This is a genomic window from Sinomicrobium endophyticum, assembly GCF_052983315.1.
Window position 1 is genome coordinate 29,664 of record NZ_JBRKIS010000059.1, and the last position, 20,792, is coordinate 50,455.

Sequence of the window (20,792 nt, forward strand, 5' to 3'; positions counted from 1 at the left end):
TGTAACCTGGAATTTTAAACCTGGAACCATTAAACGTTGCAATTATAGTTTTTTTAGTGCGTTTGCCCTGGTTACCGCTATATTCCGGTTGTATATTCCCTGAAAAACAAATAATTTTGGTCCGTGTTTACGAGCAATAACAAAAGCCTTTTTTTTAGTAGTGTCATACAACGGACAGTTGTTATGCGTTCTCTTTTTTCGCTGCATCGGGGCTGGCCGCTGGTGTTGTTGTTATTTTTTGCCTGTCAACCGGAGAAAGAAGTCCCGGATATCTATGTGGACCAGGTTCTGGAAACCCTGAATGAAGAGGGAGAGAATATGATAAAAGAACAATATATCAATGCCGTAGAAATATGCAGATCTTTGGATAAAGAAATTCGGGGGCTATCTAAAGAAGATATGGAAAAATTAGGGAAGAGAAGGCACCAGCTTGCCATTACTTCCGAAAAAATGGTGATACGACAGGAGTCCTGGGGTTTTCGTATGACAGGACATCATGTAAATCCGGGAGAGTGCCGTTTTGTTCTGGTACACGAGGGAGAGCTGACTGTTAAGATCCCGGGGCGCACTATTATTTACGATCTGAAAGAAAATACCCTTGTCCAGGAAGAACAGGGTATTCCGGAAGCTTTTGGCCTGCCTTTTCAGGCGCTTATCGAAAACGGGGAAGAACAGGATATTTCTGGCTTTAGTTCCACCCGAAGGGAATTTATGGGACAACCCGTGGTGCAATGGTTACACCCGGAAGGGAAAACCGAAACCCTGTGGACCGGAGGCAGGGAATGGGGATTCAGTGAAATGCCCTCGGGACACATGTTTGCAGTTCCGGGTAGTATGGTGTTGCAAAAAGAGCAAAAGAAAGAAGGCTATGTTTTAAGGCTGAGAACCAATGCGTTTACCGTTGGTATTCCTGTAGACTTCGAAACTTTTGCCATTCCGGAAGAAATCCTTTCCGCTCCCTGATCCGTATTCCGGAGAGTTTTCCTGTTTGTCATAAAATCCCAGTTTTTCGGTATTGCGGGCTATCGTTTGATATAGCTATTTTTGTACTGTGCCCGTCTGTAAAGTTTTAATAAAATAGCATGCTTTTTACTTCTGTATATACCGGTTTCCGATCACACGGGAAAAACTTTTTTTTGCTGCTACTCATTGCCGGAAGCTGTCTGGCGACGGTAAGTCCGGTACAAGCGCATATTGTGGAAGATTCCCTGAAACTGGTACTGTCTCGAAAAGATCTTTCTGTTCCGGAAAGGGTAGATGCGATGAAAAAGCTTGCGGAAATAAAATTCTATCGCAGGGGACATGAAGAAGGTTTTGCGACACTGTATAAAGCCATTAAGCTTTCCGGAAAACTGGAAGACAGAAAGTATACAGCGAGGTTATATGCTGTTTTGGCCAGGTGGTATGTAGAAGACAACCAGTTCCTGCAGGCAAACGGAAGTCTGGACAGTGCGGTGTATTACAGCAATAAGACAGGTGATAAGGAAACAAGGGGATATGTAAAGTACACCAGGGGATGGCTCCGGCTCCGGCAAAATAAACCCAGGGAAGCCATAGAGGATCTCCTGGGGGGATTACACCTGGTGGAGAGAGAGGAAGCACACGAATTAAAAAGTGCGATATACGGCGAAATGTCCGATGCGTACGGACAGTGGAGCGATATACAAAATCAACAGAAATATGCTGTTTTGTGCCATAAAGAGGCGTTGAAAACCAAAGACCCCGATATGCTGACCTATGCAGACCTGTCCGTAGGCAACAGTTTTGCCGACAGATTTAAAAAAGATACGACCCGGCAGGTATTTCGGGACTCGGCTATTTATTATTACAAGCATTCCGTTTCCTTTCTGGAAAAAAACAGGGACCGTGTGGTCCATCTTACCCGGTTGCCCATAGCGGCATATAACATAGCAGAACTGTATTCCCGGTATATGTCGTCCTCTTATGAAGAGAAGGTTCGTTATTACCTGGATCTTGCCGTGAAGGAAGCACAAAAAACAAAGGAATATTCCGTTCTGGCACAGAGTTATATTATGCTGACGGAATACGCTATTATGGAAGAAGATTATACCAGGGCGGAATTTCTGATCGGTAACGCGGCTCTTGCGACACATGAAGAACCTGTGGTGAACCAAAGAGTACTTCCCAGTATACCCTGGTATTTTTCGGTAATACGGGAAAAACAGGGAGACATCGGGGAAGCGTTACGATACTACAAGCAGTATATCCGCGAGTATACCAACCGCTTTGATATGGAAAAAATGGCGCTTGGCCAAAAGCTGGAAGCACAATATGAAGCGAGCAGGAAGGAAAGGGAACTGGCCGTCTTACAGGAAAAAATAATCTATAGCAAAAAGCTTAACCGCCTGTATATAGGGCTTGCCCTTGTGGGGCTTATCGCCGTTATAATCCTGATCTATGCCAATAAACAAAGGACCAGGGCAATGAAGCAGCAGCAACAGTTGCACCAGCTGGAAGTGAATAAAATAGAACAGAAAAACCGCATCTCCCTCCTGTCGGCAATGCTCGAAGGACAGGAGCAGGAGCGGAGCCGCCTGGCACGGGACCTGCACGACGGGCTTGGCGGATTGCTTTCCGGGATAAAAATAGAAATGTCGGCCGTAAAAACCATACTATCCAACCCCGAAGGACTGGGGCTTATGGATAAAACGATGGAACACCTGGACGATGCCGTGAACGAACTACGCCGCATAGCCCACAGCATGATGCCGGAAATACTGATCCGGTACGGATTGGGAGAAGCGGTGAAGGAGTACTGCCAAAGGTTCCGGACTTCCGGAGTTCGAATAGAATGCAGGGTGTTTAATTATACCAACGAAATGGACCATTCCCGTCAAATGGTATTATACCGCATTATGCAGGAGCTGGTAAACAATGCTATAAAACATGCGGAGGCCTCTCTTATCTATGTACAATTACAACAGGTCGAGGACAAGATATTCCTGACGGTGGAAGATGATGGCGTTGGTTTTGATAAGGACAAGATAGCCGGTACCGGTAAACAGAGTGCCGGGTGGACCAATATCCGTGCGCGGGTGGAGTTTCTTCACGGTTCTATGGATATCCTCTCCGAAAAAGGTTCGGGGGCAACGATAACCGTCGAATGTTTTATGCATACGGATGGGAGTGTGGAAAAATAATACATTCCTGTTTATTCCGGATCTGATTCTTTCTTCCAGGTGCCGAACAGGCGGTCCCAGATATTGGTGTAAAATCCGAAATTATAACGGATGTCCAGGTGATGATCGTGATGGAATGAAGAAGTACCGATATACTTTACTAATGGCCAATTACGGATTCTTCCCGGCAGCGGTTCTATTCCCAGATGCCCCACCAGCCCGAAAATAACATTTGCCGTAAGATACAGGATTATAGCATAAAAACTTGCCGGGTACAGCATAAGCAAAGACAGCCACATAAACCCGAAACCGATAGTTTCCAGCGGATGCAGTACAAAAAGGTCGAGCGGTACCGGGTTTTCCGATGCGTGATGCAACCCGTGTATGGCCCGGTACAGGAAAGTACGATGGATAAACAGGTGAAAAATATACATCAGAAGGTCCATCCCCAGAAAAAGTACCGGGAAGTCCAAAATAATGGAAGTCGCGTTTCCGGAAGCAATGGTAATCCATCCGTTTTGCCATAACAGGTAACCTACATAGGTTATGACCGTGTTGATCCCCACGGTAAGGAACGATATACCTGTTTTTTTTAAGGAATTCCGGGTAATATGCAATGCCTGTCTTTTCCCGAAAAACCGCAATAACAACCATCCCGTAGCCAGTGTACCGATATATATGGCCATGTTAATAAGCAACAGTATCCACCATACATGAGCGGCAGAAGATTGTTCCAGGTAGGTAAGCATATCAGGAATGCGGATTTAGTGCCTGTTCCTGTTGTTTTAATTTGGCTTCCACGAGCAAGGCATGTAACACCTCGGTGGAAAAACCGTGTAACAACAACCGGAAAGCAGCCCCGGCAGTAGGTAATGGTATCATGGGATGCTTATTGTTCAAAGCTACCAGTTTCTCGGGGCAATCCATAATGGTAGCGGCATATAATCCTATGACTTCATCCAGTTGCAGGGAATTGGTGGCACGCCAGAAATCGTTGTCCGTAAGGAAAAACTGGTAGACGGGAGTAAAAATCTCGATAGCCGTACCCAGGTCGAGAAAATTAGTCCACCCGTTACGGAACTCTTCAAAGGGTATAGGCTCCGTGGAAATGGCGCTGAAATCGGGATTTTCTTTTTTCATTACCATTTTACCGCTTTGTTCCAGGGCCTTGTTCAGATTGATGATAAAATTGTAGAGGTTGAGATCGTGTTCCAGGAAAAGATTGTCCTTCACTTCACTCACCGAAACGGGTTTCAGCGGGTTCATGGGAATTTCTTCGGCTCCGTCCACATTGTCCTTTATAAAGCGGAGCACTTCCGATCCCAGGTAAAAATGGCGGAGAATAAGGAAATTTGCTTCCGGGGTAATAAAGTATTTCATTCCCATATACAAGCTCCAGTGTAATGCCTTGGGAGCATTGACCAGATTGGGAATAAATATTTTCAGGACCTGCATGATGTGAATGGAAAGGCGGGCCAGCACCCGTACTACCGGGTTCAGGAATTGGCGGGTCTTGCTGCTCGCATCGTATAAAAAAGCCGCTTTGGCATCCCGGCTAAACGGTATACTTTGATCCAGGTACAGGGCATGCCAGTGGCTGGGGTCCTTCGGATTGTTTTCCAGGGATTCGAAATATTCGGAATAATTTTTCATCTCAATTGTTTTTTTACGGTTTCCGAAGAAGCTACCCGTATGTCATAAGCGATCTTTAAAAATCTCAGCAACCGAATAAAGTGCCAGGATATATCGACCCTCCCTTTTTTGAACCCTACCTTCGCACTGCCGGGAAACTGATGGTGATCGGCATGCCAGCCATCCCCGAGAGTAAATATAGCCATTATAAGATTGTTACGGGCGTGATCCTTTTTTCTGTAAGGCTGTTCGCCGTACAAATGGGCTACACTGTCTATGGCATCTCCGAAATTGAAAATGATAATAAGTGTAATCCACAAAGCGAAAAAACCGGTTAATCCCCAGAAATAAAAGGCCAGTCCGAAGGCGATGACAGCATGCATCCAGAGAGCAATAAAGTAAGGCCACGGTTTGCTGATAAAGCTGTAATAAGGATCACCCGCCACATCCTGTGCCAGGTCATTGTATTGCTGGTTGGTCCTGGGACGGTTCCAGGCATCTACCAGGAACCTGATAGGGCCTGCAATGGCATAAAAAAAGCAAAGCAGCCGGTTCGCGGATTGGATATACCAGCCATTATGAGCATACCAAAAGCCTTGTATAACCGGGGAATGCGGGTCGTTTTCCACATCCGTATGTGCATGGTGATACCTGTGATTGCCTACCCATTGTACGGGAGTTCCGGCCGGCAACCCGGCGGTAACGATGAGGTAGGCAAACCACTTTTTAAGTTTTAAAGCGCGGTGGGATAAATGACGATGGTACCCGATAACAATAGCCACCCCGGCAGCGAGGTAATATATGGTACAGTATATGAGTAATCCTGTCATTTCTGAGCTTTACGGAAACCGGGAGTTGTATTTTAAAAATTGTCTATTTCTTCCAGTTGCATTTTGTATAGTCTGGCCACTACTTTGGCCGTTTTGACGATCTTTTCGGCAACTTCCTTCGTTAACAGGTCACTTTGGATGGCCTTTTCAAAACGCTCAAAGTGATTTTCGTTACTGTCACTGCTCTCGTGATAGATCAGAAACGATACCTGGTCGTCATTTAGTCCCAGTTGTTGTTTTATGGCGCGTCCCCATTTACCGGCCACCCGGTTTCCGAGCCCTTCTATGATGAACATGCCGCCCAGCAGATCGAAAGGATCGGGCTGGCTGGCCCGGTGAAACATAAAGGCACTCAGGGCTTCGCTACCGATATTTTTATTCCCGGTGAGGATATCTTCTTCCTTACCGCCACACCGGAGATAATTTTTTTCCAGGAGCTGATAATCCCGGTGTTCGTCCGAAGAATGGCGGATAAAGGACGAGCGTACGGGAAAATGTTCCATACTTACGTTAGATGCCGCCCGGGCGATCCATTGCGAACCATCGATGACCTGTTGCCGAAGGTTTACCAGCAAACGCTTGTATTCGTCCAGGGTAAGCGTTCCGTTGTAGATCTTTTGCACCATTGGCACATCCTGTAAAGAACGTTCGAAATCAAACCAGGTATTGGTAAGTTGCCGCACCAGCCATTCCTGCACCGGCTTTCCGTCCGTATGGATCTCCGGGGCCAGTATTTCCCTGTTCAGTTCATCCGAAGGCATTTGTTTTTTCCCGGATACCACTTTCAGTGACATAAAACCTGTTATAAAACGGCCGCTTTCCGGTACCATACACAGAATGTTTTGTCCTTCCTGTAATCTGCCACTGTCCATCAGTTCTTTTATGGTTACGAAAATAGAAGCCGACCCCATATTACCTTTGTCATACAGGGTGGTATACCATTTTTCATCGGAGATATCGAGGCCTCCTTTGTGTAGTAGGTCCACGATCTGGGGTTTAAAGTGATGGGACGAATAATGACACAGCAACCAGTCGATGTTTTTCGGGTCTATCTTTTGGAGGTCGATGAGTTCAAAAAAGCGGTTTACCCCGAGTTTTACGATATTTTCCACCAGTCCCATATCCTGGCGCAGGTTTATCATACCGTCGCGGTCGGCATCGGATACGGAATCGTAGTCGAGCCAGGTTGCGGATACGGAACCATCCTTGTTTTTCTGCGTACCTGTATACATACAAACATCATAGGCATTGGCGTGCGACTGTAAATCCACCCAATTCACTTCCAGCGACAATCCGTTTGCCGCGGGTTTGTCCTGCAGCAATAAAGCCCCTGCGCCATCGCTCAGCATCCATCGCAGGAACTCGGTCTCCAGGGGAATTTCTTCCTGTTGAAGTATGGAAGACTGGTATTTGAACCGTTTGGACTTGAACATCCTGCTCGACAGCTCCGCGGCACAGCATACGGCATTTTTCATTTCGCCGGACTGTACGTGCATATAGGCATTTTTAATGGCCATAAGCCCGGAGGCGCATACGCTCTGGTGAGAAGAAATGCCACAACGGTCCAGTCCGCTTTCCCCGTGAACCATACTGGCAAATCCCGGGACGGGGAGGTCGCTTTGTGTAGTGCCGGCGCTAAGAAAATCGATATCCGATTTCGGGATCCCCGCACCGGAAAGGCAGTTTTCAATGGCCAGCGCTGCCATTTCATAGGCTTTATGTGTGGTTTTCTGTGATTTATCTATAGCGTAAAAACGAGTTTTGATACCGTTTTTACGCAGGAAAACCGCTTTTTTACGCGAAGGGGTTCCGTTTATAGTGCCGAGGAAATCTTCCATTTCCTCGTTCGTTACCGCGGTATTAGGCAAAAAAGCCCCGGCGGAAGTAATATATACTTTGTTCATTTTTCTTTTGGTTTATAAGTGGTGTGAAACAACCGGTCGAACCAGGGTAGCATAAATCCGAAATTTCCCCTGCCCGTTTTGTGATGCATACTATGACGATAGGAGAATTTAAGCAGGTGATTGTTATTGGCGCCCCGGTATAACTCGTAATTACTGTGCCCCAGCATATTGATGAGTATGCTCATTACGGGCAGGGAAAGGGCGGATACCACCTGGAACGGATATACCATAAGTGGGGGAATAATAACCGTGCCCAGCAAAAAGGCTTCGAACCAGTGAAAACTATAGGTAGAAAATACCGTAGGTTCTTTGGAACGGTGATGTTCGGCGTGAACGTGGCGCATAAACCATTTTCGGTGCATCAGGGCATGGCACAGGTAAAAATGAACCTCATTCCAGAGAAAAAGAACAGGGATTTCTATAAGGCACATCCAGTTGAATGCATAGGAAAGATGCAGCCAGCCGTGCTGTATCCCCTGCTGAAAAATAATGCCCTGCAGGCTGAAGACTACAATAGAAGTCATTGATTTTGATATTTCCCGTTTTACCTGTCCCGGGCGTATGTTGTCGTTGTCTACCGTACTTATTACAGCTTTCCGGTGGAAAAACTTCAGGAGTAACTGTCCTCCCAAAGCGCTGCCCCAGTAGAGGAGATTAAAGAACAGGAACATGCTGATAACCGTATGATACCATGTTTCAAAACTCCATATGATTATTTTTTCCGGCATATGATACAAAAATACAGTGTCTCCCCACGGCATGGAATCCCAGAAAACCAGGATTTTTCGGAAATGTGCCAGCACCTGCTTGTAAATATATAAAAATAAGTCTCGTTACAATGGAGTATTTAACCTTCGGAAAATCCCTGTTTTCTGGGATTGCAGAAATTCATGGAAACTTTGAAGTTTGTAGTATAAGTTAAGGAATAAAAGTTATGGGTGTTTTATATTATGTGTTGGTATTCGGGATTCTGATCTATTCCCTGGTCAACGCCATTACTTATTTTTCCCGGCGTTCAAAAGACCGTTCTTCATCGCGTGAAGCGGAAAAGGAAATGGTATTTCACCGGAAACTAATCCCGGAGGAATGTAAACTTCTCGATCGCCTGCAACAACAGAAAGGACAGAGAAAAAAGTTTTATAAACGTACCGGGGATGATGTGTATATCATGAAAGGGTTGTTCGATCGCCACGGAATTACCACGCGGTATAATACGGAATGGCATAATATGATAGGCGGACTCGAAGTGACCCTGGAGGATGAAGGGCTTAATTACGTACAGGAAATTAATACGGCGGAGGTGGTTAAAACGGAGAAGAATCCGTTGGTACTTTCCTTGAATGGCAGATATTCCCTGTCGCACAGTATGCACACCAAAGAACAGATGGAGAAGGGGGAGACCGGAAAACTGCCGGGAGGGAATGAAGAAGGCACGGAAGTAAGGCTTATTTCCAATCGTAACCAAACGCCCATGGAAATAGAGGCTGCGGAAAAAGCAGCAGCGGGGGTGGGCGGAGCCCTATTGCTTTCGGTTGCTTTTTTTCTGCTTGGACTTAGTGCTGTATTGGGACAATACGCTCATTGGGGAGTTATTTCGGGTGTATCCCTTTTTTTGTTTTGTCTCTGGAGACTTTGGCGGGTCCCTAAGTGGCCTTCTCCTGCCCCGGTGCGGGTTTTACATGGTGTTCCTACATTCCTGGCCCACTTGAGCAATGCCTCCTCTCAAATAGAAGGTATGGTAGCCCGTATGGGAAGCCTGGAACTGAAGTTTAACCGGGACTGGTTGCCTTTTATGCTGGCTTATAGCGAAAACCCGGTAAATGCCGAAGTGACAAAGGAAGGCTGGCTGATGCGTTTTGGTCCGCATCTGTCCTTAGATGAAGAAGAGAAGAAGTTTCCGTCCGGACAGTGGTTTCGTCATGTGGCCGCAGCCATAGTGGGAGTGGCTACCGTAGTCCTGGCCCTGGTTTTCAGCTCCGGGATATCTGTGAGTATGCAGAAAAGCAAATGGTGGATACAGGGAGCTTCGGCCGATTCGTTTGCACTGGCCTGGGAATATATGGCTGCTCCTTTCCTGGTGATTTCCGGGATGTTATTGTTACTGGTGCATGTGCCCCTGGCCCTGAACGGGTATATTAAAGATAAAGAAAGAAAACAAAAAATAAGGGAGTATTATTCCGCGGTAATCTATCCGGGCGAGCTCTGAATTTTAGTATATTGTGATCTGCCGGAGGGCCGGCTTATTGTAAAAGCGAATGAAAATGTGGAGAAACTTTTGTTTCGGATCGATTACGGCATTATGTCTTTTTTCCTGCGATTGCATGCAGAGTTTACAGTGTATGGTAGTCGATGCCGAAACGGGAAGGCCCGTGCGGAATGTAACGTACTATGAAAACGATCCGCAATATGCTTCGGTTACCGATAGTACCGGTTATTTCTGGGGGCATCGTATCAGTAACGGGCTTACCTGTCGTCCACGCCTTAAGTTTCACATCGAAAAGGAAGGCTATAAGCCGGAAAAAATATTGTGGAAATCGGGGCAGGATAACAGGGATACCATTGTCGTACGACTAAAAAAGGCCGAAGAAATGAAACGGTAGCGGTGACAAAACGGATTTTTAGTCAACTCCAAACCGGTGAACTTTAAGCCGGAGTGGTTGGGGTCTTCATATCATACCGGGTGAAGGTAATCTACCCGCCCCTTGATTTGGTTTTATCCCGTCGGGATGAAGGTATTTCATGTAGCTTACATGATGATGTTACATGAAGGCCTGTTTGTTGTGGAACATGGGAGTTCCGGATCTGCCGATCAGAGCAATTTGAATTCGGTAGCGTATTTGATAATGGCTGTCATGTTGCTGACGTCAAATTTCTCCATCAGGTTTTTACGATGAGTTTCTACCGTATACGGGCTGATAAACAGTTTTTCCGCAATCTGTGAGGAGGTGAGCCCTTCGGTTACCAGTTGCAGGATCTCCTTTTCCCTACGGGTTATTTTGGGGATAAAATCCGGGCCGTTGTTGTCCTGGTTTTCATAAATTTCCTTCGTTTGCCTGCACATATACAGTTCACCGTCTATAACTTTATGGATGGCCTGGATAATTTCATCGCCTATGGAATTTTTAAGGACATATCCGTTGACCCCGTTTTGCAGCACACTGCTTATTACCGCTTTTTCATTATGTACGCTAAGCACGATAATTTTCAGCTCCGGGTAAGCATCACGTATTTGTTTGCTCAGCTCAATACCGCTGATATCCGGAAGGTTGATGTCCAGTAACAGTACGTCCGGTTCTGCCTTTGCAAGGGCATCCACAGTGTCTTTGCCATTCTGGAAAACTCCTTTAAGGGAAATCTCATCCCTGGTAGCCAGAAGGTTTTTAAGGCCTTCCTGAACAATGGGATGATCGTCTGTGATATATACTTGTATCATTTCTGTTTTTTTTAAACTTTCCTGTAACGGAAAGTGCCTGCCTGTTTACCTGAAATATGTGTACGAAGATACGGTACAAATCGTTTTTCTTATATCCCGTATTTCAGGTATTTTTTGCATGTTCAGAGCCCGGTATTCAGGAACAGGGCCGGAGAAGGAAAGGTATGGTGCGGGACATGGACGGATTTCTTATCCGGCCACTGCTTTTACAACGTATCCGGATTTATCGTATTCGTAATGGCTGTTGTCCCATTTTATAAGTTCTATCATTATGGGAATCAGTGCTTTTCCCTTTTCGGTAAGCCTGTATTCTACCCGTGGCGGTAATTCCTTAAATTCCTGTCGCAGTAGTATGTGGTCTTCTTCCAGTTCTTTCAGCATATCGGTAAGTACTTTTTTGGAAATAGTACCTATAGCGGCGTGCAACTGGCCGAAACGTGCTTTCCGGTCTCTGAGCGCGTAAATAATGATGGGTTTCCATTTAGAACCCAGGATGGCCATAGAGCGGTGCATCGGGCAATCGCTATATTTAAATATTTCTTTTTTCATATACTCTAATATTTATTTGTTTTCAAAAGTCATCCCGATGGTTATCGGGAGGTGTCTGAAAAATTTGGTTATGGGCATTTCATAACTGGTTACTTTATGGTTACCACTATAAACCGATATAGGTTACAAAAATAAACTATTAGTCTTAATTTTGTACGGTATTTTAGTTGGAATTAAAAAAAAGAAAACAGCAATGAATGTAGAAACACTTTTTAAGCCTTTTGTTTACAAAGGATTATCTTTAGACAACAGGTTTGTTATGGCCCCGATGACCAGGGCTTTTGCCATAGATGGCATACCTGCCGGAAATGTGGCTGATTACTATAAAAGGAGGGCGTTGGGAGAAGTTGGCCTGATTTTAACGGAAGGAACGGTAATTAATCGTCCTGCTTCGAAGAACCTGAAGGATATTCCGGATTTTTACGGGGACCGTGCCCTGGAAGGATGGAAAAAGGTTGTGGAAGGAGTACACGCGGCAGGTGGTAAAATAGCGCCCCAGATATGGCATGTTGGAGATACCATTGCAGGAGAATGGCGTCCGGATGCCCCCATGGAAAGCCCGGACACCATGTCTGTTGAAGATATAGAAAATACGATCGGGGCTTTTGCCGAATCTGCCCGGTATGCTAAAGATCTCGGTTTCGATGCCTTGGAACTTCACGGGGCTCATGGTTATCTTATAGACCAGTTCTTCTGGGAAGGAATGAACCACAGAACAGACGATTTCGGAGGGAAAAGCATAAAAGAACGCAGCAGGTTTGCCGTGGAAGTAGTCAAAGCCGTTCGTAAGTCTGTAGGCCCCGATATGGTGATTATCCTGCGTATTTCGCAATGGAAGCAGCAGGATTATACGGCGAAACTGGCGTATACACCCGAAGAACTGGAAAGCTGGATAGTTCCTTTGGCCGAAGCCGGGGTAGATATCTTTCACGGGTCACAACGAAGGTACTGGGAACCGGAATTCGAAGGTTCGGACCTTAATTTTGCCGGATGGTTGAAAAAAGTATCCGGGAAACCTACCATTACCGTGGGGTCGGTAGGGCTTTCCGGTGATTTTATGGGAGTGTGGAATGGAGAAGGGGCATCTGCTACCGGAATCGAAGAGCTGGTGAGAAGGCACGAACGGGGAGATTTTGACCTGGTAGCCATAGGCCGTTCTATATTGCAGGATCCCAACTGGGTACTCAAGGTTAAAGAACGTCAATTTGAGGAAATACAGACTTTTGAAGCTTCCAGCCTGAAAAAGCTGTATTAAATTCCATTAAATGAGTCTTATTCCTCAACACCTGTCCTGATCCCGATATTATCGGGATATCGGAGGACTCCGTATTGAAATGTGCTAAGGTTTGCTGGTTTGACTACCTCTTGTCCCGAGAATTATCGGGACAAGAGGTATTTTATTGGTATGCATTGTAAAATGAAAACCCCTATTTTGACCGGAAAACGCACCGGTAATTGAGCCGGCTACTATGATATAAAGTCCGTTGCGGAACACGATGACGCCTGTAATCCCAATCGTAAATTTTATGAAAAAGGCGGATGTACCGGGAGATGTGAATGTCTCCTGTATATTTTATCCGATAATTCTCAGTTCAAAGTAATATCCCGGGAACTAAAAAACCAAAAAAAATCTTTTGCCAGAACAAAAAAAGCTTTCTATATTTGCATCCGCTAAGGAGAAATGGCAGAGTGGTCGAATGCGGCAGTCTTGAAAACTGTTGAGGGTCACACCTCCGGGGGTTCGAATCCCTCTTTCTCCGCGAAAAGCCCTTACAGATGTAATATTTGTAAGGGTTTTATTTTTTATATTCTTATCGGGATTGCCCCGAGGTAGTTGACTTGTGATAACCGATACATAATTGCAAAATGGAAATCAAGCAACTTCTGTTTTTTTTCTTACCCTAAACCTTATGGCTTAATTATGTATATTTACTTCAATTAAGTTTCTACTATGCCAATTCCGAACCCCATTATTTACTTTGTATTTTCCATTCTGTCACCAATAATATTAAGCGCTCAGGCAGAAAAGGATTCTTTATTGAAGCAAAATGCAGATGATTTGATTAAAGAATTAAAATTGATGTATAAATTAGATCAAAGCCTTAGGAATTATGTGGAATATGGTGTTTTTAAGTCAAATTCGGATAGTATAACTATGTCTGATACAGACACTTTGTCGGAAAAGCTAAAAAAAGATATATGGAGAACTATTATCAGCCCTAACGATTCTGTCCAAGTGCAAAGGATGATCTCCATAATTGATGAATACGGATTTCCGTCAGCAGACCGACTGAAGGGATTGGGAGAAATCGATATAGATTTTAACCCTATAGTAATTCTTTTACATACACCATTCACCATGGCAGATAAATTAATCCCTGTAATTGAAAGGGAATTCAAAAACGGAAACTTGAAAAGCAGGTGTGAGTACGGGTATTTATTATGGCACTTACATGGCAGATCTGACTTTAAATATATGCTGGAAAACGGATATACTATGGAAACGGATAAGGAGGGGAAATTTCATTTGAAGAGTACATGCAAGTAAAGGCTTCCAATAAAAAAAGCCCGGTACAAAAATAGAATACCGGGCTTCTGGTTTATATTGCTATTCAGGAAAATCGAGGGCAATCATGCTTATTTTTCTCGTTATTCCTCCCAGGCGATATCGAGGTACAGGGTAATGTAACCCGACTCATCATCCATACCCGAACCGATAGTCACTGTTTTCGGGCTAACGGCCATCCATCCGCCCTGTCCCTGAAACGCACCGAATTCGTAAGTACCTTCGGGGAGGTTGTAAATAAAAGCGGGCAATTTAAAAAAACCGTTTACCCTGTTCGGATAGGAGTAATAGTAATCCCCGGTTTCCATATTCATGGCATAAAACCCTCCCAGGTCATAACTTCCGGATAGTGTAGGGGTACCGGATGTTGTGACAAGGCCCAAACGGATGTCATGAGTTTGCACGGGATTTACCGGATCATTTGAAATCTCTTCTGTCGTAGAATTACCATGGCCGGTAAACGACATGGTAAAAAACAGGATCGTCAATAGAACTAAATTTTTCATACGTGTTAAATTTAATAATTGACGTGTAAGTTATTTCTTTTGTTTGAAATAATCACTTAATTGGTATTAATAAATGGTTAACCGGATAGCAGGGATTGTCCGGCCGGCACATAAAAAGGACAGGAGTGATTTTTCCGGTCTTATTCATCTACGATCGGCGTAGGATTTTTGTCATCATCTACTGCTACAAAAGTAAATTTACCGGAAACGGCTTTTTCACGTATATCTTCGTACATGTTTTCCATGAAAATATCTACCTGAACAACGCAACTGGTCCGGCCTACTTTGGTAATGTGAGCTATCAGTTCTACTAATGTCCCTTGTGGAATGGGTTTGGTAAAATCTATTTTATCTGTAGATACGGTGACTACTTTTTTACGGCTAAACCGGGTGGCACATATAAAAGAAGCCTCGTCCATCAGTTGGAGGGCAGTACCTCCGAAAAGAGTGTCGTAATGATTGGTGGTATTCGGGAAAACAGCTTTGAATATATGGGTTTCCGCATTGTTAATACGTTCTTGTATGCGATCGTTCATTCGTATGATATTGTTAATTTGAAGTTCAAAAATACTATTTCTTTACCCATTATTCTTACATTTGTTATGTATTTATCCGAATGGGGTTTCCGGCAAAGGATGTGGATAAAGAAATCTTATTGGACCTCAATTTTATCCAAAATGATATAAAATGAACACTATAGACCAGTTACGATGGCGCTATGCCACCAAAAAATTTGATGCTGCACGTAAATTAGGCAACGACCAGGTGGAAATACTGAAAGAGGCCTTTAATCTTACAGCGCTTTCCTTTGGTTTGCAACCTGTAAAACTTGTTATAGTAGGTGATCCGGACAAGAGAGAGGAACTGCTTCCCCATGCATTTGACCAGAAACAGGTAACCGACGCTTCCCATTTGTTGATATTCTGCATAGAAACCGTCATAGACGAAGAGTTCATCCGCAGTTATTTCGATAAAGTAAAGGCCGTTCGCAATACTTCGGAAGAGGTATTAAAGCCTTACCGGGATTTTCTCATAGCCGATTTTAACAAAAAAACCAGTGAAGAAATCGAATCCTGGGCCAAAAACCAGGCTTATCTCGCCATGGGTAACCTGCTCACCGTATGTGCCATGGAGAAAATAGACGCCTGTCCGATGGAAGGCTTTCTGCCGGGAGAGTTTGATAAAGTACTCGGACTGGGCCACGAAGGACTGAGATCTGTCCTTATTATGCCCGTAGGCTATCGTGCGGAAGACGATATTTTTTCTACGATGGAAAAGGTGCGTAAAGAAATAAGCGAAAGCGTGATCGAAATAAAATAAACGCCCTGATTTCAGCCACTTTTCCATACATCCTGATAAAACACAAAAAGCAAGATAACTTTATAAATTATACGATTTATGCCCGGATTTGAACTCTTTGGAGATACGGAACGAAAACATCTGAACGATGTACTGGACAATGGTGTCCTGATGCGATACGGCTTTGACGGTATGCGTAAAGGCCACTGGAAAGCAAAAGAACTGGAAGCGGCATTATGTGATAGAATGCAGGTGCAACATACCCAATTGGTAAGCAGCGGAACGGCAGCCTTAACGGTAGCCCTGGCCAGCGCCGGTGTAGGGGCGGGGGATGAGGTGATTATGCCTGTTTTTACTTTTGTGGCCAGCTTCGAATCCCTAATGGCCGTGGGAGCTGTTCCGGTACTGGTGGATATAGACGAAACCCTTACCCTGGACCCGGCAGCAGTGGAAAAGGCTATTACCCCGCGTACCCGGGTAGTAATGCCCGTACACATGTGCGGCTCCCCGGCACAGTTGCGTGAACTAAAAGCCATATGCGATAAGCACGACTTACTTTTGCTGGAAGACGCCTGCCAGGCCATAGGAGGAACATACGACGGTAAACCGTTGGGAAGCTACGGGGATATGGGGTGCTTTTCTTTTGATTATGTAAAGACCATAACCTGCGGGGAAGGTGGTGCTGTGATTACCAATAATCCCGACTATGCAAAACATGCCGATCATTATTCCGATCACGGGCATGATCATGCCGGTAACGATCGCGGAGCGGAACAACATCCTTTTCTCGGGTACAATTATCGTATCTCCGAACTGCACGCGGCAGTGGGGCTGGCACAGGTATCCAGGCTGAATGATTTCCTGGAAATACAGAAAAAGAATTACACGGTTTTACGACAGGCCCTGGAGGCTATTCCAGAAATAACATTTCGTAAAGTGCCGGAAGGAGCGGAGGAAAACTACTCTTTTTTAAGTTTCTTCCTGCCGGATGAGCTTGTAACCCGTAAAGTACACAAAGCACTGGGAGAAGCAGGCGTAGATGGCTGTTTTTACTGGTATGATAACAACTGGCACTATATCAAAAAATGGGAGCATTTAAAACAGTTGAAATCTCTTGGAAAAATGCCACGGGAAATCATTGACGGTATGCAGGATTACGACAAAATTGATTTTTCTGCTTCCGATGCGATAATCGGACGTACTGTTTCCGTGCTCATCAAACTCGGCTGGACCGATGAACAAACGAAGGAAAGGGCTGAAAAAATGGTACGGGTGATTAAAGACAATATAGGGTAGAACCTGTTTTTATACGGAATATAAAAGGCGCTAAAAATAAAACTGTCATTCCGGACAAAAGTTTTATCTTATCCGGAATGACAGTTATTTGTTTATAGATATTTCTAGTAATTCACATATTCGACAATCTCCAGTCCATAACCGATGATACCTACCCGCTTGGTCTGTTCCGAATTGGATACCAGGCGAATCTGCGAAATGTCCAGGTCGTGAAGTATCTGGGCACCGATACCGAAATCTTTCTGATCGAGCACTACCTTCGGTGCTTTTACAATGCCTTCTTTTTGTAATTCCTTTAAACGGCCCAGTCGCTGAAGCAGGTTGAGGGATTGGTTCTGCTGATTGATAAAGACAATGGCACCACGGCCTTCTTTATTGATGACGCGGAACATGCCGTCCAGTTTTTTGTCCAGGTTATTGGTAAGCGTCCCCAGTATATCGTTATTCACCAGTGTGGAATTGATCCTGGTAAGTACGGGATCGCCAAGTTTCCAGCTACCTTTGGTAAGTGCTATGTGGACCTGCTTGTTTGTCGTTTGCACATAAGCCCTTAAACGGAAATTTCCGAAGCGTGTCTCAATATCGAAGTCCTCCTTTTTTTCTATCAGGCTGTCGTGCTGCATTCTGTAGGCAATAAGGTCTTCGATAGATACTATTTTCAGATCCATTTTTTTCGCGATCTCCAGCAGTTGTGGTAACCGGGCCATAGAACCGTCTTCGTTCATCACTTCCACGATAACACCGGCGGGTGCCAGTCCGGCCAGGCGGGCCAGGTCTATGGCAGCTTCCGTATGGCCTGTTCTGCGCAATACCCCACCTTCTTTTGCGATGAGGGGAAATATATGGCCGGGCCTTGCAAGTTCAAAAGGTTTGGTGTCCGGATCTATAAGAGCCTTTACGGTCTTGGCCCTGTCTCCTGCAGATATTCCCGTGGTAACCCCGTTACCCCTCAGGTCTACCGATACGGTAAACGCGGTTTCCATAGGGTCCGTATTGTTGTGTACCATGGCAGTCAGCCCTAATTCCTTACACCGCTTTTCCGTAAGCGGGGCGCATATAAGGCCACGACCATGAGTGGCCATGAAATTGATCATTTCCGGGGAAACCATTTCCGCAGCTGCGACAAAATCCCCTTCATTTTCCCTGTCTTCGTCATCAACTACAATTACGATCTTACCGTTGCGTATATCTGCAATGGCCTCTGCGATAGTATTCAGTTTTATTTCGGGTTCTTCCATTGTTGTGGTGTTCATCTTTACTGGATTAAAAGGTACAAAGATACCTAATTTTTATGGGTTGATATCATGGTAAGGGTATGGCTTTTCAGGCCTTAAGGGCATGGAGATGATTTCTTATTTTTCCTTTTTCCGCAATCTGCCTATGAGGTTTCGGACCGGGTCCATGATACTGTCTAAATTCAGCAGACCTTTGTCTGCCGTTGCCCTTCGGGTAAGAAATATGCCGAGGGGGAGCATAACAATGGTAGATAACCATGAACCCAGGATAGGAGGTATGCTGGCATCTTTGGCGTAATTCCTGGCAAACATACCCAGAAAGTGATAAGAAAGGAATAATCCGATACCTACTACCATGGGAAGTCCGAGCCCTCCCTTGCGGATAATAGCCCCGAGCGGAGCTCCTACAAAGAAAAGGATAACACAGGCAAAGGCCAGGGCGTATTTACTGTGCATAGCCATGATATAATAGTTAAGTACCATGTCTTTTCGCTGCAATTCCGCCTTCCTGCTGTCTATGGTGTTGACAATGTTGGTTATATTGCTAAGGGCGGTTTCCACTACCTGTTCTCTTTTCCTTCCTTCAAAAAGACTCAGGATATCCTCCGGATTTTTCGAAACCGGAGCTTTTTCTTCAACGACTACGACTTTCTTTTTATTTTTCGTGCTGTCCTGTTGTTGCGTATCGGCTCCGGAAGAACGGTTCATAGAAGTAATTCCCGTACGCTTATATATATTGTCGCTAAAGTTTCGTACGGTAGTACTGTTGTTCTGTTCGATAGAATCGATAAGATAAGCGAGCTCGGTTACGTTATACATTTTGTATGTATTGTAACTCTCGTCTTCCAGGTTCATCTCGTTCATATCGGACAGGTCTACATTTATCGTATATACTTCGAACTCTGCTTTGGCATGCGGATAATTGTCCAGGTTTTTCGGGTTGGAGGGTGTCTGGTCCTCATAATAATACCCATCCATCAGTTTGAGCTTCAATATATCGGATTTCTCATTGCTGATGAGTTCTCCTTTCCTGGCTTTAATTACTGTTTTGTTCTCTCCTTTGGAATTTTTCTGATGTAAAATGACATTGTCGAGAAGCCTGTCATCCTTTCCGTGTTTTTTTTCCACTTTGATGTTCATGTCCTGTATGTCGTTAAACATACCTTCGGAAATGGCCATAGCGGGTTTTACTTTGGCAATGTTCTGTTTGAGGTTATAGGCTTTGAACTCTGCTCTCGGGATGATACTGTTGGCAAAGTAGAAGGTAAAGGCGCCCAGGGCAATCATAAATACGATAAGACTCCGCATGGCCCGGTACAGGGATATCCCTGAAGATTTCATAGCGGCAAATTCATAATTTTCCGCAAAACTGCCGAATGTCATCAGGGAAGCCAGCAAAACGGTGAACGGCAATACCGTAGGCACCAGGCTGGGTGAATAATACAACAGGAACTTTCCGATAACCCACAGATCGAGCCCTTTCCCGGCAAGGTCATCGATAAAGAGCCATATAGCCTGGAAAATAAAGATGATCATCAGTATGGTAAAACAACTGATGAAGTTGAACAGGAATCGGGATAAGATATATCGGTCTAAGATCTTCAATGTACGGAAATTCCATGTCCGGTGTTGAAGTTTTATGGACTTCCGGAACCGGTGTTAGTCTTTGAATTATTGCTCTATAATGTAATACCCGTCGTCTTCGTACTTTTTGGCGTTGAACTTGAACAGGTTTCCGGACAGGGGTTGATTGGTTTTAAACGAATTTACCGTTATGGTGGTCTTCGTTCCGTTCTGCCCCGTCTGTATCAGGTTGTATATATGCTTTGTTTGTGCATCGATACCCAGAAGTATTTCTTTGGCTTCCGCTTCGGTATCTATGGGAATGAGCTTTATATACTGGATCTGCCTTCCTCTTACATTTTGCAAAATATCCCAGCTGTAGTTATATCCCTGCCGGTAAAAGGTAAGCATTTTGGAAGGGGTAATGGTATTTTCGTCCTCCACATCCGGGCTTTCGATCACTACTTCTTCGTTTTCGGGAATAATGGTAATTACTTTATTACCATCGAATATTTTAGTGGCACCCAGATAGTTGAAAAGATATTTTTCACCCTGGATGGTTACATCTCCCCGGGTTTCCTGTTTAATATTTTCCGCTTTGTTTTCCAGGGCATACTTGAAATCTACATGGATGTTATCGTAGCTTTTCACTTTTTTATACACCTCGTCGAGCAGGGTTTTTGCTTTATCCGGATTTTGCGCATATCCCAATCCGACCACCATTATAGCTATTATAGTAACTATTTTTCTTATTTCATATATTGTCTTCATAACAGTCAATTCAAATTCATTTCTATTACATCAAGCCTTTTTGCGTATGAATATATAATACAGCCGGG

Annotated in this window: 20 protein-coding genes and 1 tRNA gene; 9 read left to right on the forward strand and 12 right to left on the reverse strand. The window is 44.6% G+C overall.

Annotation, left to right across the window (positions count from 1 at the left end; all coding sequences use genetic code 11):
* Window positions 1-183: 183 nt before the first annotated feature.
* Both ACVBDU_RS21485 and ACVBDU_RS21490 read left to right on the forward strand, forming a co-directional pair.
* The gene (locus tag ACVBDU_RS21485; RefSeq protein ID WP_447181749.1) at window positions 184-963 is read left to right on the forward strand and encodes a hypothetical protein; all 780 of its coding nucleotides are present in this window, start codon (window positions 184-186) and stop codon (window positions 961-963) included.
* A gap of 173 nt (window positions 964-1,136) precedes the next feature.
* Window positions 1,137-3,161, forward strand: coding sequence for a sensor histidine kinase (locus ACVBDU_RS21490; RefSeq protein WP_447181750.1), 2,025 nt, complete (start codon window positions 1,137-1,139; stop codon window positions 3,159-3,161).
* A gap of 11 nt (window positions 3,162-3,172) precedes the next feature.
* On the opposite strand, the gene ACVBDU_RS21495 is transcribed toward ACVBDU_RS21490, so the two are convergent.
* Genes ACVBDU_RS21495 through ACVBDU_RS21515 form a run of 5 tightly spaced genes read right to left on the reverse strand, consistent with a single transcriptional unit; the run spans window position 3,173 to window position 8,309 of the window.
* Complete coding sequence (locus ACVBDU_RS21495) at window positions 3,173-3,889, reverse strand: sterol desaturase family protein (protein WP_447181751.1); 717 nt, start codon at window positions 3,887-3,889, stop codon at window positions 3,173-3,175.
* Window position 3,890: 1 nt separating this feature from the next.
* Window positions 3,891-4,793: a DUF6999 family protein gene (locus tag ACVBDU_RS21500; protein ID WP_447181752.1), complete on the reverse strand. Its 903-nt coding sequence runs from the start codon at window positions 4,791-4,793 to the stop codon at window positions 3,891-3,893.
* The gene (locus ACVBDU_RS21505; protein ID WP_447181753.1) at window positions 4,790-5,602 is read right to left on the reverse strand and encodes a fatty acid desaturase; all 813 of its coding nucleotides are present in this window, start codon (window positions 5,600-5,602) and stop codon (window positions 4,790-4,792) included. The genes ACVBDU_RS21500 and ACVBDU_RS21505 overlap by 4 nt, the downstream gene beginning before the upstream one ends.
* 32 nt (window positions 5,603-5,634) lie before the next feature.
* Window positions 5,635-7,506: a beta-ketoacyl-ACP synthase III gene (locus tag ACVBDU_RS21510; RefSeq protein WP_447181754.1), complete on the reverse strand. Its 1,872-nt coding sequence runs from the start codon at window positions 7,504-7,506 to the stop codon at window positions 5,635-5,637.
* On the reverse strand, window positions 7,503-8,309 hold the full coding sequence (locus tag ACVBDU_RS21515) for a sterol desaturase family protein (RefSeq protein ID WP_447181755.1): 807 nt from the start codon (window positions 8,307-8,309) through the stop codon (window positions 7,503-7,505). The genes ACVBDU_RS21510 and ACVBDU_RS21515 overlap by 4 nt, the downstream gene beginning before the upstream one ends.
* 131 nt (window positions 8,310-8,440) lie before the next feature.
* Between ACVBDU_RS21515 and ACVBDU_RS21520 the strand changes: the two genes are divergently transcribed.
* Window positions 8,441-9,712, forward strand: coding sequence for an IgaA/UmoB family intracellular growth attenuator (locus ACVBDU_RS21520; protein ID WP_447181756.1), 1,272 nt, complete (start codon window positions 8,441-8,443; stop codon window positions 9,710-9,712).
* Between the two features lie 55 nt (window positions 9,713-9,767).
* Entirely contained in the window at window positions 9,768-10,106 is a 339-nt protein-coding gene (locus ACVBDU_RS21525) for a hypothetical protein (RefSeq protein ID WP_447181757.1), read from the forward strand.
* 209 nt (window positions 10,107-10,315) lie between these two features.
* On the opposite strand, the gene ACVBDU_RS21530 is transcribed toward ACVBDU_RS21525, so the two are convergent.
* Together ACVBDU_RS21530 and ACVBDU_RS21535 are read right to left on the reverse strand one after the other, a co-directional pair.
* Window positions 10,316-10,939, reverse strand: coding sequence for a response regulator (locus ACVBDU_RS21530; protein ID WP_447181758.1), 624 nt, complete (start codon window positions 10,937-10,939; stop codon window positions 10,316-10,318).
* A 189-nt stretch (window positions 10,940-11,128) separates the two neighbouring features.
* On the reverse strand, window positions 11,129-11,488 hold the full coding sequence (locus ACVBDU_RS21535) for a winged helix-turn-helix transcriptional regulator (protein ID WP_447181759.1): 360 nt from the start codon (window positions 11,486-11,488) through the stop codon (window positions 11,129-11,131).
* 193 nt (window positions 11,489-11,681) lie between these two features.
* Between ACVBDU_RS21535 and ACVBDU_RS21540 the strand changes: the two genes are divergently transcribed.
* The 3 genes from ACVBDU_RS21540 to ACVBDU_RS21550 all read left to right on the forward strand — a co-directional run bounded on the left by ACVBDU_RS21540 (window position 11,682) and on the right by ACVBDU_RS21550 (window position 14,036).
* Window positions 11,682-12,743 (forward strand): NADH:flavin oxidoreductase, encoded by a 1,062-nt coding sequence (locus tag ACVBDU_RS21540; RefSeq protein WP_447181760.1) that lies wholly within the window; start codon window positions 11,682-11,684, stop codon window positions 12,741-12,743.
* Between the two features lie 420 nt (window positions 12,744-13,163).
* Window positions 13,164-13,248 (forward strand) — tRNA-Ser (locus tag ACVBDU_RS21545).
* A gap of 191 nt (window positions 13,249-13,439) precedes the next feature.
* Window positions 13,440-14,036 carry a hypothetical protein gene (locus tag ACVBDU_RS21550; RefSeq protein ID WP_447181761.1) on the forward strand — a complete coding sequence of 199 codons (597 nt, stop codon included), beginning with the start codon at window positions 13,440-13,442 and terminating at the stop codon, window positions 14,034-14,036.
* 101 nt (window positions 14,037-14,137) lie between these two features.
* Here ACVBDU_RS21550 and ACVBDU_RS21555 read toward each other — a convergent pair whose 3' ends face one another.
* Together ACVBDU_RS21555 and ACVBDU_RS21560 are read right to left on the reverse strand one after the other, a co-directional pair.
* Window positions 14,138-14,560: a hypothetical protein gene (locus tag ACVBDU_RS21555; protein WP_447181762.1), complete on the reverse strand. Its 423-nt coding sequence runs from the start codon at window positions 14,558-14,560 to the stop codon at window positions 14,138-14,140.
* Window positions 14,561-14,700: 140 nt separating this feature from the next.
* Complete coding sequence (locus tag ACVBDU_RS21560) at window positions 14,701-15,096, reverse strand: acyl-CoA thioesterase (protein ID WP_447181763.1); 396 nt, start codon at window positions 15,094-15,096, stop codon at window positions 14,701-14,703.
* Between the two features lie 151 nt (window positions 15,097-15,247).
* Here ACVBDU_RS21560 and ACVBDU_RS21565 point away from each other — a divergent pair, with 151 nt between their 5' ends.
* Together ACVBDU_RS21565 and ACVBDU_RS21570 are read left to right on the forward strand one after the other, a co-directional pair.
* Entirely contained in the window at window positions 15,248-15,880 is a 633-nt protein-coding gene (locus ACVBDU_RS21565; RefSeq protein ID WP_447181764.1) for an NAD(P)H-dependent oxidoreductase, read from the forward strand.
* A gap of 78 nt (window positions 15,881-15,958) precedes the next feature.
* Entirely contained in the window at window positions 15,959-17,155 is a 1,197-nt protein-coding gene (locus tag ACVBDU_RS21570; protein WP_447181765.1) for a DegT/DnrJ/EryC1/StrS family aminotransferase, read from the forward strand.
* A gap of 104 nt (window positions 17,156-17,259) precedes the next feature.
* Here ACVBDU_RS21570 and ribB read toward each other — a convergent pair whose 3' ends face one another.
* The 3 genes from ribB to lolA1 all read right to left on the reverse strand — a co-directional run bounded on the left by ribB (window position 17,260) and on the right by lolA1 (window position 20,724).
* Window positions 17,260-18,408 carry a 3,4-dihydroxy-2-butanone-4-phosphate synthase gene (ribB, locus tag ACVBDU_RS21575; protein WP_447181766.1) on the reverse strand — a complete coding sequence of 383 codons (1,149 nt, stop codon included), beginning with the start codon at window positions 18,406-18,408 and terminating at the stop codon, window positions 17,260-17,262.
* A gap of 99 nt (window positions 18,409-18,507) precedes the next feature.
* On the reverse strand, window positions 18,508-19,995 hold the full coding sequence (locus ACVBDU_RS21580) for an LptF/LptG family permease (RefSeq protein ID WP_447181767.1): 1,488 nt from the start codon (window positions 19,993-19,995) through the stop codon (window positions 18,508-18,510).
* Window positions 19,996-20,061: 66 nt separating this feature from the next.
* Entirely contained in the window at window positions 20,062-20,724 is a 663-nt protein-coding gene (gene lolA1 / locus ACVBDU_RS21585) for an outer membrane lipoprotein periplasmic chaperone LolA1 (RefSeq protein ID WP_514372391.1), read from the reverse strand.
* Window positions 20,725-20,792 lie beyond the last annotated feature (68 nt).